The sequence below is a fragment of the Sphingomonas sp. KR3-1 genome (assembly GCF_040049295.1).
GTDB lineage: Bacteria > Pseudomonadota > Alphaproteobacteria > Sphingomonadales > Sphingomonadaceae > Sphingomonas.
In genome coordinates this window covers 2,352,109-2,365,154 of sequence record NZ_JBDZDQ010000001.1, presented here as the reverse complement: position 1 = coordinate 2,365,154, position 13,046 = coordinate 2,352,109, and the positions used below count along the sequence as shown (strand labels likewise).

General features: G+C 67.4%; 11 protein-coding genes. 7 read left to right on the top strand and 4 right to left on the bottom strand.

Features of this window, described 5'->3' with window-relative positions:
- Positions 1 to 58: 58 nt before the first annotated feature.
- The 3 genes from ABLE38_RS11695 to ABLE38_RS11685 are packed head-to-tail and all read right to left on the bottom strand — an operon-like array spanning position 59 to position 2,166.
- Positions 59 to 490, bottom strand: a complete 432-nt coding sequence (locus tag ABLE38_RS11695) for a hypothetical protein (RefSeq protein WP_348974314.1) — start codon at positions 488 to 490, stop codon at positions 59 to 61.
- A 57-nt stretch (positions 491 to 547) separates the two neighbouring features.
- On the bottom strand, positions 548 to 1,708 hold the full coding sequence (locus ABLE38_RS11690; protein WP_348974313.1) for an MBL fold metallo-hydrolase: 1,161 nt from the start codon (positions 1,706 to 1,708) through the stop codon (positions 548 to 550).
- On the bottom strand, positions 1,705 to 2,166 hold the full coding sequence (locus tag ABLE38_RS11685; protein WP_348974312.1) for an SAM-dependent methyltransferase: 462 nt from the start codon (positions 2,164 to 2,166) through the stop codon (positions 1,705 to 1,707). The genes ABLE38_RS11690 and ABLE38_RS11685 overlap by 4 nt, the downstream gene beginning before the upstream one ends.
- A 57-nt stretch (positions 2,167 to 2,223) precedes the next feature.
- On the opposite strand from ABLE38_RS11685, the gene ligA reads away from it, so the two are divergent.
- Together ligA and ABLE38_RS11675 are read left to right on the top strand one after the other, a co-directional pair.
- Positions 2,224 to 4,353, top strand: a complete 2,130-nt coding sequence (gene ligA / locus ABLE38_RS11680) for an NAD-dependent DNA ligase LigA (protein ID WP_348974311.1) — start codon at positions 2,224 to 2,226, stop codon at positions 4,351 to 4,353.
- A 170-nt stretch (positions 4,354 to 4,523) separates the two neighbouring features.
- Positions 4,524 to 7,229, top strand: coding sequence for a TonB-dependent receptor (locus ABLE38_RS11675; protein WP_348974310.1), 2,706 nt, complete (start codon positions 4,524 to 4,526; stop codon positions 7,227 to 7,229).
- 74 nt (positions 7,230 to 7,303) lie between these two features.
- Here the strand turns inward: ABLE38_RS11675 and ABLE38_RS11670 are convergent, their stop codons facing one another.
- Positions 7,304 to 7,894, bottom strand: a complete 591-nt coding sequence (locus ABLE38_RS11670) for an HD domain-containing protein (protein WP_348974309.1) — start codon at positions 7,892 to 7,894, stop codon at positions 7,304 to 7,306.
- Between the two features lie 194 nt (positions 7,895 to 8,088).
- On the opposite strand from ABLE38_RS11670, the gene ABLE38_RS11665 reads away from it, so the two are divergent.
- The 5 genes from ABLE38_RS11665 to ABLE38_RS11645 all read left to right on the top strand — a co-directional run bounded on the left by ABLE38_RS11665 (position 8,089) and on the right by ABLE38_RS11645 (position 12,923).
- A complete protein-coding gene (locus ABLE38_RS11665; RefSeq protein WP_348974500.1) occupies positions 8,089 to 9,129 on the top strand; it encodes a sensor histidine kinase in 1,041 nt (346 codons plus the stop codon).
- A complete protein-coding gene (locus ABLE38_RS11660) occupies positions 9,126 to 9,932 on the top strand; it encodes a LytTR family DNA-binding domain-containing protein (protein ID WP_348974308.1) in 807 nt (268 codons plus the stop codon). The genes ABLE38_RS11665 and ABLE38_RS11660 overlap by 4 nt, the downstream gene beginning before the upstream one ends.
- 138 nt (positions 9,933 to 10,070) lie before the next feature.
- Positions 10,071 to 10,406 (top strand): hypothetical protein, encoded by a 336-nt coding sequence (locus ABLE38_RS11655; RefSeq protein ID WP_348974307.1) that lies wholly within the window; start codon positions 10,071 to 10,073, stop codon positions 10,404 to 10,406.
- 2 nt (positions 10,407 to 10,408) lie between these two features.
- The gene (locus ABLE38_RS11650; RefSeq protein WP_348974306.1) at positions 10,409 to 11,965 is read left to right on the top strand and encodes a methyl-accepting chemotaxis protein; all 1,557 of its coding nucleotides are present in this window, start codon (positions 10,409 to 10,411) and stop codon (positions 11,963 to 11,965) included.
- Between the two features lie 193 nt (positions 11,966 to 12,158).
- Positions 12,159 to 12,923, top strand: a complete 765-nt coding sequence (locus ABLE38_RS11645; RefSeq protein WP_348974305.1) for an isocitrate lyase/phosphoenolpyruvate mutase family protein — start codon at positions 12,159 to 12,161, stop codon at positions 12,921 to 12,923.
- Positions 12,924 to 13,046 lie beyond the last annotated feature (123 nt).

Below are 13,046 nucleotides of genomic sequence, written 5' to 3'. Positions count from 1 at the left end.
TGGGAAAGCGGTGTGCGCCGAACTGAAACGAGGCCGCGCGATTCAGCTGGCGCCCGATTCAGTTGGCGATGGCGAAGCCCGGCACCGGCCGCTTCTCGCCGCCGTCATGATACATGTCGATGAAGACGTCGACCGGCGCCTGGCCCGGGCAGGTCACCTTGTAGAGATCGACGATGAAGCCATAGGGCCCCGACCCGACATTGCCCGCCCGATGGAAGCCTGGCGCGGCCCCGTCCGCGCAGCGCAGCTTGCGCAGATAGGCGACCTGCCCCTGGGGCATGTTCTCGCGCACCGGGTTCGCCTTGCTCCCGAGCGGCGATTTCTCGGCCTCCACGATCGCCTCCTTGAGCTTCTTGCCCTTCAGGCCGGCGCCCATCGAGCGCATCATGTCGCGTGCTTCGTTGGGCACGCTGCCTTCCTTGTGATCCTGGACCGGCGCGGCGGCGGTTGCCATTCCCGCGATCACGGCGAGCATGATGAACTTGCGCATCCTGATTCTCCCCCTTTTGAGAACCGGCAGCCTAGCGCGCCCAAGGCAAAGCGAAAGTCATCGCAGCGCGTCGAAGCGACCCTTTCGGATGCAAATGTCCAGGCCCGCATAGTCGGGCGCCGGCGGCACCGCGCCGAGCGCCGGCACGTCGAACCCCGCGCCGATCCGCCGTGCCGCAAACCGCGCGGGATCCTCGCCCGCGCAGCGCAGCATGCCGCGCAGCATCTGCGGCGGCGTGGCATAGCCCTCGCGCGACAGGCGGAAGGTGCCCCAATGCACCGGCAGCGCGAACGGGCGGCCGAGCCCGTCCCACACCCGGATCGCGCCCTGCGGCCCGATATGGCTGGCGCCGGCGAGCTGCCCCTCGTCGAAACGGAAGGCGCCGATCGGGATCGCAGCGAAGCGGATCGGCCCGAGCGCCGCGGCCTCGGCCGGCCATTTGCCATCGCCCAGCCCCGTGTCGCCGGCGAAGAAGAAATTGCCGTGCGGCAGCGTCACCACGAAGCTCGACCACAAGGCGCGGTCGCGATCGGTGAACCAGCGGCTGTCCCAATGATGGCTGCGGGTGACCGTCACCGCCACGCCGGGGCGCAGCACAACACGCTGTCCCCAATCGCGCGCCTGTGCCGGCACGCCCGCCCCACCGATCACCGTGTCGTTGCCGAGCGAGGTGACGATCGCCGGCCGGTCGCGATCCCACAGCCGGCGCAGCGTCGCCAGGTCCATATGGTCGTAGTGATTGTGGCTGACGAGGACGAGGTCGATCTTCGGCAGGTCGGCGAAGCGCACCCCCGGCTCGGCGACGCGCTGCGGCCCGATGCCGAACGGCCCGGCGCGGTCGCTCCACACCGGATCGGTGAGGATGTTGACGCCGTCGGCCTGCACCAGCACCGTGGCGTGCCCGATCCAGGTGACGCGCATCGCCCCGCCGTCCACCCGCGCCGGCGGCTTGTCCGGCATCACCGCCACCTTGTCGGGCCAGGCCGGCCGCGTCGGATCGCCGAACACCTGCTGCCACAGCAGCCGGTTGCGCCGCGCCGGCGACACGTCGAGCGCCTCGCCATCCGGATTGAAGAAGCGCCGCCCGTCGAAATGGCCGCTCGCCGGCCCGCGATAATAAACGCGGTCGAGGAAGAAGGGTGCGATCGTCGCGGCCAGGCACAGGACCACCACGATCCAGAGCAGCGCCGCGCCTGCCCGGCGAAGCCAGCGCCTCACGCCCAATAGCCCGCCATCAGCTCGCCCGCCCATGCCGGCTCGCGCATCTCGCCGCGCGGCAGGAAGCCCTGCAGCACCGGCTTGATGTCGAGCACCGGGGTGCCGTCGATCGCATCGAGCCCGCGCACGTGCAGCCGCGTCCCCTCGACCCGCTCGACCCCACAGACGGTCACGCCCAGCCGATTGGGCCGGTTCTTGCCGCGCTGGGCGAAGATGCCGACCAGCGGCCAGTCGGCGCGGTCGCGCGGGTGGCGCGCACCGGTCTGCACGCCGGCCTCGGATACCTTGTCGAACAGGAAGACGATCTCGGCATGGCTGAAGTCGCCGAGCCCGGCCAGAGCCTCCGGCCCGAAGCGCGCATCGAGTTCGATCACCGCCCGCTCGCGGTCCCAATCGTCGTCACGCACTTCTGCGCGTCCGCCGCGTACAAAGCCAACCGGTTCGAGCGTGAATTCCATGATCACCTCCGCGCTCGCCTCTTGATCGAACTGGGTCCGATCTCCTAGCCCCATTTCATGGATCCGATCCCCCAGACTCCGGAAGCAGCCGCCGCCGAGCTCGAGACGCTCGCCGCCGAGATCGCGCACCACAATCGGCTCTATCACGCCGAGGACGCGCCCGAGATCAGCGACGCCGACTATGACGCGCTGATGCGGCGCAACACCGCGATCGAGGCGGCATTCCCCGATCTGGTCCGCGCCGATTCGCCTTCGAAGCTGGTCGGCGCGGCGCCCGCCGGCGCGCTCGCCAAGGTCGCGCATGCCCGGCCGATGTTCAGCCTCGACAATGGCTTCAACGACGAGGACGTGCGCGATTTCCTCGGCCGCGTCGGCCGCTTCCTCAACCTGGGCGACGCCGAGGCGATCGCACTCACCGCCGAGCCCAAGATCGACGGGCTCTCCTGCTCGCTGCGCTACGAGAAGGGCACGCTCGTCCAGGCGCTCACCCGCGGCGACGGCCAGATCGGCGAGGACGTCACGCCCAACGCCCGCACGATCACCGACATTCCGCAGACGATCGCCGGTGCGCCCGAGATCTTCGAGGTCCGCGGCGAAGTGTACATGGCGAAGGCGGATTTCGCGGCCCTGAATGCCCGCCTGCTCGCCGAGGCCGAGGAGAACGGCAAGGAAGCGCGTCAGTTCGCCAATCCGCGCAACGCCGCGGCCGGCTCGCTCCGCCAGAAGGACGCCGCCGTCACCGCCGCGCGCCCCTTGCGCTTCCTCGCCTGGGGCTGGGGCGAAACCACCGCGCTCCCCGGCGAGACCCAGGCGCAAGTGATCCGGGCAATCGGCGCAATGGGCTTCCCGGTCTCCGACCTGTTCGTCGGCCCCGTCGATCTCGAAACCGCGCTGGCGCAGTACAAGACGATCGAGGCAGTGCGCGCCGACCTGCCCTTCGACATCGACGGCGTCGTCTACAAGGTCGACCGGCTTGATTGGCAGACCCGGCTCGGCTTTGTCGGCCGCTTTCCGCGCTGGGGGCTGGCGCACAAATTCCCCGCCGAGCGCGCCCAGACGACGCTCAACGACATCGAGATCCAGGTCGGCCGCACCGGCAAGCTCACGCCCGTCGCCAAGCTCGAGCCGGTCACGGTCGGTGGCGTCGTCGTGCGCAACGCGACGCTGCACAATGCCGACGAGATCGCCCGGCTCGGCGTGCGCCCCGGCGACCGCGTCGTCCTCCAGCGCGCCGGCGACGTGATCCCGCAGATCGTCGAAAACCTCACCCGCGACGAGGATCGGCCCGCCTGGTCCTTCCCGACCCATTGCCCGATCTGCGATTCCGAAGCGGTGGCCGAGGAGGGCGAGGTCGATATCCGCTGCACCGGCGGGCTGATCTGCGGCGCGCAGCGGCTCGAGCGGCTCAAGCATTTCGTCAGCCGCGGCGCGCTGGATATCGAGGGGCTGGGCGAGAAGACTTTGGTCGAGTTCCTCGATCTCGGCTGGATCAAGGAGCCGGCGGACATCTTCCGCCTCGCCGCCCACCGCGAGGAACTGCTCGGCCGCGAGGGCTGGCAGGAAAGGTCGGTCGATGCGCTGCTCGCCGCGATCGAGGCCAAGCGCGCGCCCGATGCAGCCCGGCTGCTGTTCGGGCTCGGCATCCGCCATATCGGCGCGATCACCGCGCGAGACCTGTTGAAACGCTATGCAACATTGCCGGCGCTCCAGGCGCTCGCCGACGCGATCATCGCACTGCGGGACGCGACTCCCGCAGTGATCGGGGAGACCGAGACCAAGCATCGCGCACGGCTCGACAAGGCCGTCGCCGAGCTGATCGGAGTCGAGAATGTCGGCGGCGCGGTCGGCCAGGCGCTCGCCGATTTCTTCCACGAGCCGCACAATCGCGCGGTCTGGGAAGACCTGCTCGGCGAGGTCGCGCCGCCGCCGTTCATCGTCGAAACCCGCGAATCGGAAGTCTCGGGCAAGACACTGGTTTTCACCGGCACGCTGGAGGCGGTGAGCCGCGACGAGGCCAAGGCCCAGGCCGAATCGCTGGGCGCCCGAGTCGCGGGATCGGTGTCCGCGAAGACCGATATCGTGATCGCCGGGCCCGGCGCCGGCTCGAAGCTCAAAAAGGCCGCGGAGCTCGGGATTCGCGTGATTTCGGAGGGCGATTGGCTTGAGATCGTTGGCAAATCGGCGTGACTTTTTTGCAACGCAACAATCCTGAATCGCAGATTAACCACTGCACTCCACAGGACTCGGATTGACTGTCACAGGTCCGACATAAATTACTCGCATGGGCGGCGACGACGGTGAACCGCACCGCGTTTCAGTGCACACGATAAGCACACACCGAAAGGGAAACACCTCTAATGCGCACCAAGCTTTTTGCGGGCGTGGCTTTTGCCGCGCTGCTGATCCCGGGGGCCGCGTACGCGCAGTCGACCGGCACGATCGACGCCGAAGAGAACACCACGATCGTCGTGACCGGCACCAAGGTGCATGGCGTTGGCGGCGTGGAAGTTCCTGACACGTCGAAGACCCGCCAGGTCCTGACCTCCGAGATCATCCAGCGCCAGGTTCCCGGCCAGTCGATCAACGAGACGATCAACCTGATGCCGGGCGTCAGCTTCCAGAACAACGATCCCTATGGTTCGTCGGGCGGCACGCTGACCATCCGCGGCTTCGACTCGAGCCGCATCTCGCAGACCTTCGACGGCATTCCGCTGAACGACACGGGCAACTATGCGATCTATTCGAACCAGCAGCTCGATCCCGAGCTGATCGAGCAGGTCAACGTCAGCCTCGGCTCGACCGACGTCGACAGCCCGACCGCGGCGGCCACCGGCTCGACCGTCAACTATCGCTCGCGCAACCCCACCGAGGACTTCCACGTCCGCGTCCAGGGCTCGATCGGCGAGTGGGACTTCATGCGCATCTTCGGCGTTGTCGATACCGGCAACCTGACCTCGTTCGGCACCCGCATGTGGATCGCCGCGAGCCATGCCGAGAACAAGAACCCGTACAACCCGGGCAGCGGCACCGATAAGAGCCAGTATAACGCCAAGCTGTACCAGCCGATCGGCAGCAACGGCGACTTCGTCTCGCTCTCGGGCCACCTGAACATCAACCGCAACGGCAACTTCACGTCGGGCTTCCTGCGCACCGACACGACCGTTCGCACGGTCTCGGGCACTGCGCCGAACCAGGTGCTGAACTCGGCTCCGCGCGTTGTCGGCACTGCCTCGTCGAACCGCTTCCCGCTGACCCGCGACGAGCGCTTCTACAACCAGGGCACCTGCAACATCGACGTGGCCCAGACCGGCGTCGCCGACGTGCCGACCACCTGCGGCACGGCGTACGACTACAGCTACAACCCGTCGAACACGGCGAACATCCGCGCCAGCTCGCGCTTCACGCTGGCTGACGGCCTCGTCCTCACGGTCGACCCGAGCTACCAGTACACCCGCGCCAATGGCGGCTCGAGCGCAGTCAAGGGTAACGAAGGCTTCTACGGTCGCGCCGCTTCGGGCTCGAACGCTGCCATCACCACCCCGCTCTACGGCTATATCGGTGGCCAGCCCTATTTCGGCGGCATCGATCTGAACGGCGACGGTGACATCCTCGACACTCCGGTCCGCAACGCCACGACCGGCGCGCTCAGCGCGACCACGAACGGCGTCGAACTCTACGCACCGAGCCACACCGAGACCAACCGCTACATCCTGGTCTCGTCGCTGCGCTATGACTTCGACGAGAACAACACGCTGCGTCTCGCCTACACGCACGATTACGGCCGTCACCGCCAGACCGGTGAAGTCGGCATCCTGAAGCAGGACGGCTACGCGCTGCACGTGTTCCCGAAGCTCGAGCCGCTACTCGACAAGTCGGGCAACCCGATCCAGAAGCGTAACCGCAAGTCGTTCGCGATCCTCGACCAGGTTTCGGGCGAATATCGTGGCAAGTTCTTCGACGACGCGCTGACCTTCAACGTCGGCCTCCGCGCACCGTTCTTCAAGCGCAAGCTGAACAACTTCTGCGTCTCGGAATCGGGCAGCAACATCGGCTTCGTCGACTGCTTCAACGATCCCGCCATGCAGGCCGCGTTCCTCACCGCGAACCCGACCTATGCGGCACCGCAGAGCCGTGAGTTCAACTACAGCAAGCTCCTGCCCAGCGCAGGCGTGACGTTCGACATCGCCCCGGCGCTGTCGGCGTACAGCAGCTACTCGAAGGGCCTGCAGGTTCCGGGCACCGACAACCTGTACAACTCGTTCGCCTTCCCGGCGGGCGATGCGCGCGCCAAGCCGAAGGCCGAGACTTCGGACAACTTCGACGTCGGCCTGCGGTACCGCTCGGGCAAGATCCAGGCGCAGATCTCGGGCTGGTACACGCGGTTCAACAACCGTCTCGCATCGGCCTATGATCCCGATCTGGACGTGACGATCTACCGCAACCTGGGCACGGTCGATAAGTATGGCTTCGATGGCAGCGTGGCCTTCCAGCCGGTCCGTCAGGCGACCTTCTACGTCTTCGGTTCGTACCTGAAGTCGAAGATCCGCGACAACGTCGTCACCGGCGAGTGCACCGTCGCGCAGGCCAATGCCGGCACCACCTCGAACGGTATTGGCGGTTTCTGCAGCCCGACCGCGCTCAACATCTATGCCGCGACCGACGGCAAGCGCGAAGCCGGTGCGCCGACCTTCACGGTGGGTGCCCGCGCCGAGCTCAACCTCGACGTCGTCCAGCTCGGTGCGCAGGCCAAGCGTACCGGTCCGCGTTACATCAACGACCAGAACCTGCCGGTCCTGCAGAGCTACACGCTCAACGGCGTGACCACCAACTACCAGGTCTATGGCGCGCGGACCCCGGCCTACACGATCGTCGATCTCGACGCTCGTATCCCGCTGACCTGGGCTGGCCTCAACGACTCGACCTTCCTGCAGGTCAACGTCACCAACCTGTTCGACACGCTCTACGTCGCCGGCTTCAGCGGCAACGTGTCGAACTTCAGCGTGCGCAACGCCTATATCGGCTCGCCGCGCACCGTCAGCGGCACCCTGGTGGTCGGCTTCTAAGCCAGCCCCCAGCCGCTTCGGCAAGGAACACCGCCGCTCCGGAAACGGGGCGGCGGTTTTCATTTGGGGAACGCTCAGGCCGGCGCGGCGGCGCGCGCGTAGATGCTGTTGACCGGCCGCGCGAACACCCGCCGGACCATCGGCTCGAAGAAAGCGAGCGGCGCGCTGTCATAAGCCGGGTCGAACGCGGCCTGGTCGTATTTCTCGCAGAATTCCGCGCACGCCTCGAAATGCGGATGCCCGCGGAAATTCTCGCGGATGTCGCGGTCCATCCCGAGATAGTGGAAGAAATAATAGCCCTGGAAGGCGCCGTGCTTGTCGGCGATCCAGTGCAGCTCCTCGCTGACGAAGGGGCGCAGGATCGCGGCCGCGATCTCGGGATGGTTGTAGCTGCCCAGCGTGTCGCCGATGTCGTGGAGCAGCGCCATCACTACATAGTCCTCGCCCTGCCCGTCGCGGTGCGCCCGGGTCGCGGTCTGCAGCGAATGCTGCAGCCGGTCGATCGCGAAGCCGCCGAAATCGCCGTCGAGCAGCTTGAGATGCGTCAGGACCCGGTCGGGCAGCCCGCCGGCGAAGCCGCGGAACGCCCCGCCGATGATCGCCCAGTCCTCGGCCGTGCCCTCGGCCATCGCATGGAATTGCGCGCGTTCGTCGCCCTGCTCCATCCTCGCTCTCCTGTCCTGTCCCGGTCTGTCGCCGGCAGATCCTCAGCCTACCCCTCTTTGCCCCCGCCTGTCAGCGGTGTTAGAGGCAAGGCGTGGCTACCCTCGATCCCAGCTCTCCCTTCCTCGTGCAGCAGCCCAAGCCGCCGGCCGCGCTGTCGCGTCCGTTCTTCGAGGACAAGAACCGCGCCTTCTGGATGCTCCAGGCCGGCGGCTGGACCGGCTACCTCCTGCTGCGCACCGTCTCCTCCGTCTCGGGCGCCGACCCGGTCGCGCGTGCGATCGCCGGGCTGACCGAGACGATCATCGGCTATTGCCTGACGCTGCTGCTCTCGGCGCTCTACCGCACCTATCGCAAGATGCCGCGCGTCCCTTCGATCCTGCTGACGCTGGCGACGCTCGGCCTCGCCACCGCGGCCTATGCGCTGCTCGACGCCTTCACCTTCTCCTTCGTCGGCGACCGTCCCGCGCCCGGCATCACCCTGTCGCTGGTGATGGGCACGGTGTTCATCAACTTCACCGTGCTCGCCGGCTGGTCCGCGCTCTATTTCGCGGTGAACTTCTATCTCGTCGTCGAGCAACAGATCGACCAGATGCAGGCGCTCGAGATGCAGGCCAGCCAGGCCCAGCTGGCGATGCTGCGCTACCAGCTCAACCCGCATTTCCTGTTCAACACGCTCAACTCGATCTCGACGCTGGTGCTCCTGAAGCAGACCGAGCGCGCCAACATCATGCTGAGCCGCCTGTCGTCCTTCCTGCGCTACACGCTCGCCAACGAGCCGACCGCGCACGTCACGCTCCAGCAGGAGGCAGAGACGCTCAAGCTCTATCTCGAGATCGAGAAGATGCGCTTCGACGAGCGGCTGCGCACCCATTTCGAGATCGACGAGCGCGTCGCCATGGCCCGGCTGCCCTCGCTGCTGCTCCAGCCGCTGGTCGAGAATGCGATCAAATATGCCGTCACGCCGCAGGAAGAGGGCGCCGATATCACCGTCTCGGCTCGGCTCGCCGGAGAACGAGTGCAGATCGCCGTATCCGATACGGGTCCGGGATTGATCGAAGCCAGGCCGCGGCCGACCCTTTCAACTGGCGTGGGGCTCGCCAATATCAAGGAGCGGTTGGCCCAGGCTTATGGGCCTGACCATCGATTCGAGACGCGTTCGGACCCAGGGAAGGGGTTCAGCGTTGAGATCGAGATACCGTTCCAGATCGAGGAACCGAACCGAGAGGCCGCATGACAATCCGCACCATCCTGGTAGACGACGAACCCCTGGCAATTCAGGGGCTTGAGCTCCGCCTCCAGGAATATGACGATGTCGAGATCATCGACAAATGCTCCAACGGGCGCGAAGCGATCCGCGCCATCAAGACCCACAAGCCCGATCTCGTCTTCCTCGACATCCAGATGCCCGGTTTCGACGGCTTCTCCGTCGTCCAGGGGCTGATGGAGATCGAGCCGCCGCTCTTCGTCTTCGTGACCGCCTATAGCGACCACGCGATCCGTGCCTTCGAGGCGCAGGCGATGGATTATCTGATGAAGCCGGTCGAGCCCTCGCGCCTCGCCGACACGCTCGACCGCGTCCGCCAGCGCCTCACCGAGAAGCGCGGCGCCGAAGAGGTCGAGAAGCTCAAGGAAGTGCTCGCCGAAGTCGCGCCCGACACTGCCGACGAGATGGCCGCTTCCGCCGGCGACGGCGAAGTCGCTTCGAACCGCTTCGAGAAGCTGATCAACATCAAGGACCGCGGCCAGATCTTCCGCGTCGACGTCGATACGATCGAGCGGATCGACGCCGCCGGCGATTACATGTGCATCTACACCGGCGACAACACGCTGATCCTGCGCGAGACGATGAAGGACCTCGAGAAGCGCCTCGACCCGCGGCGCTTCCAGCGCGTCCACCGCTCGACCATCGTCAATCTCGACCTGGTCAAGCAGGTCAAGCCGCACACCAATGGCGAATGCTTCCTGGTGCTCGATTCGGGCGCCCAGGTGAAGGTCAGCCGCTCCTACCGCGACGTGGTCGCCCGCTTCGTGCACTAGGGCGCTTCCAAAGCTGCCTTCTCCCCTCCCTGCAAGGGAGGGGAGTTTGGACGCACCCCGGGGTTGGTGGGAGGACGAGACAGCGTTCGCATGCGTTCTCACCTCCCCCAATCCGCCCCATTCCCTCTATAAATAGGGGTGGACCAAAGCTCCGCCCTTCCGTGCGCCGGGCGCCGCGGCCTGCCGCTGGCGATCGCCGCGCAGGCGATGCTGCTGCTCGCCCCCGGCCTGCTCGCGATCGCGCCGCCGGCCCAGGGCATGATGCTGCTCGTGCCGATCGCCCCCGCCAACGCCGCCGCCGTCGAGGATGCCGCGCTCGGCGCCGGCGCCACGCTGGCCGGCTTCGGCCCGATCCCCGGATCGCGCTTCGTCTCGGGTGACCGCGCCCGCCTGCTCCCCGCCGCGCTTCGCCACGGCATGATCCTCGTCACCGGCAACCCGCGCATCTGCGGCCTGCCCCAATCGGAATCCTGAACATGACCGAGCTTTCCCTCGATGCGATGCGCCGCGCCGGCATGAAGCTGCTCGCCGCGCTGATGGGCGCGATGGCGCTGGCCACGGTCGCGGGTACCTTCTTCGTCGAGACGAACAACGAGGGGTTCGCCGCCTTCCTGGCGCTCGCGCTCCCTGCCTGGCCGATCTGGCAGGCGCTCAGCGGCCGCATCGACGCGACCGCGCGCATGGCCGTCACGATGACGATGGTCGCGCAGCCGGCGGTGATGCTGTTCGTCTTCCAGGGCCAGCCCTGGCAGGTCGATCTCCACATGCTGTTCTTCGCGGCGCTTTCGACCACGGCGATGCTGTGTGACTGGCGCGCCGTCGTGGCGGGCGCCACCGTGGTCGCGCTCCACCATCTCGGCCTCGGCATGCTCGTGCCGCGCTGGGTGTTCCTCAATGGCGGCGGCATCGGCCGCATCCTGCTCCACGCCGTGATCCTGATCGCCGAGACCGGTGCGCTCGTCTTCCTCACCTCGCGCCTGACCGGGCTGATCGATGCGCTCAACGCCGGCACCCGCCAGCGCGCCGAGATCGAGACGCGCACCGCCAGCGAGCGCGCCCGCCACGAGCGCGAGCTCACCGCGACGCTGGAGACGGTCAGCGTAAGCCTCGCCGCGCTCGCCAAGGGCGATCTGCGCACCGGCCTGGCCGGCCGGCTTCCCGCCGCCTATGCCGCGCTCGAGGCCGATTTCACGCTCGCCGTCGACAGCCTCAGCACGCTGATCGGCTCGGTCGGCCAGGGCGCCGAGGCGATCCAGTCCGCCTCGACAGAGATCGCTGCCGCGTCCGAGGATCTCGCCCGCCGCACCGAGAATGCCGCGCACACGCTCGAGCAGACCAGCGAGGCGATCGGCCAGATGGACCACCGCCTCAAGGCGATCGCGATGAGCGCCGACGGCATCGTCGCCCGCGCCGACCAGGCGATCGAGACGGTGCGTGACAGCAAGGGCGTCGCCGACGAGGTCGTCAGCGCGATGGGCCGCGTGTCCGACAGCGCCCGCGGCATCGACGACGTCATCGAGGGGCTCGACAAGATCGCGTTCCAGACGCGCGTGCTGGCGATGAACGCCGCGGTCGAGGCTGGCCGCGCCGGCGAGGCGGGCCGCGGCTTCGCGGTGGTCGCCGATCTCGTCTCCGCGCTTGCGATGCGCGCCGAGGAGGAAGCCAAGCGCGCCCGCGAGCAGCTCACCGTCACTCAGGGCGACATCGCCCATGCCGTCGGCGCGGTCGAGAAGGTCGGCGGCGCGCTCGGCAACATCTCCGAGCATGTCGAGCAGGTCCATGTCCTGCTCGGCGCGATGGCCGAGGACAACCAGACCCAGGCCGCCGCGATCGGCAAGATCAGCTCGGCGGTCAGCACGATGGAAGCGAGCACCACCCAGAACGCCGCGATGGTCGAGCAAACCTCCGCCACCGCGCGCAAGCTAAGCGACGAAGTCGAGGCGCTGGCCGACAGCGCCGCGCGCTTCCAGGTTGCCGACACGGTGGCTGCGCACGCCCCGCGCCACGCCCCGGCCGGTGCCCGGCTGCACTAGGCGCCGCGCCCAAATACAAAACCATCATCCCCGCGAAGGCGGGGATCCCGGGTTACTCTGCCCGGCGGGCTCCGCTTGGCTCTGGATTCCCCGCCTTCGCGGAATGGCGAAGCTAATAGCGGAAGCCCACGCCCCCTTGCCGTAGCGTCATTACCCTTATAGAACAATAAGTGAACAAGAGGGGTTTTGTTTGATGTCCGCCAAGTTCCAGAGCTTTGCCGCGCTCCACGTGCCCGGCGATCCGCTGATCCTGTTCAACGTGTGGGATGCAGGCAGCGCGCGCGTCGCCGAGCGTGCCGGGGCGAAGGCGATCGCCACCGGCAGCGCCTCGGTCTCCACCGCGCATGGCTGCGACGATGCCGAGGGCCTGCCGCTTGATCTCGCGCTCGCCAATGCCCGGCGGACCTGCGCTGCGGTGGCACTGCCGGTGAGCGTCGATTTCGAAGGCGGCTATGCCGTCGATCCCGACGCCGTCGCCGCCAATGTCGAGAAGCTTGCCGCCACCGGCGCGATCGGCTGCAATTTCGAAGACCAGGTCGTCGCCAGCCACGGCACCGCGACGCGGGTGATGCACAGTGTCGAGGACCAGTCCGCCCGCATCGCCGCGATCCGCTGGACCGTCGGCCCGGACTTCTTCCTCAACGCCCGCACCGACATCTTCCTGATCGCCCCGGGCGACACGCATGACGCGGCGATGGCCGATGCGGCGATCGAGCGCGGCAAGGCCTATGCCGATGCCGGCGCCAGCGGCTTCTTCGTCCCCGGCCTGGCCGATCTCGCGCTGCTCGAGCGCGTGGCGAGGGCAGTGCCGCTGCCGGTGAACTTCATGGCCTTCCCCGGCGCCCCCGAGGCAAGAGCAGTGGCGGAAACCGGCGTCGCCCGGATCAGCCACGGCCCCTTCCCCCATATGGCTGCCCTCCAGGCTTTCGAGGATGCGGCACGCGCGGCGTTCGCATAGCCCCTCTTCTCAGCCGTCATCCCCGCCTTCGCGGGGATGACGAGGCTGGAGGTAGGGCTCTGCCCTTGAAATGTAGGATTCCGTCCGCCACTTGCGGCAGGCTCTTTCTCACCGTCGAGACCT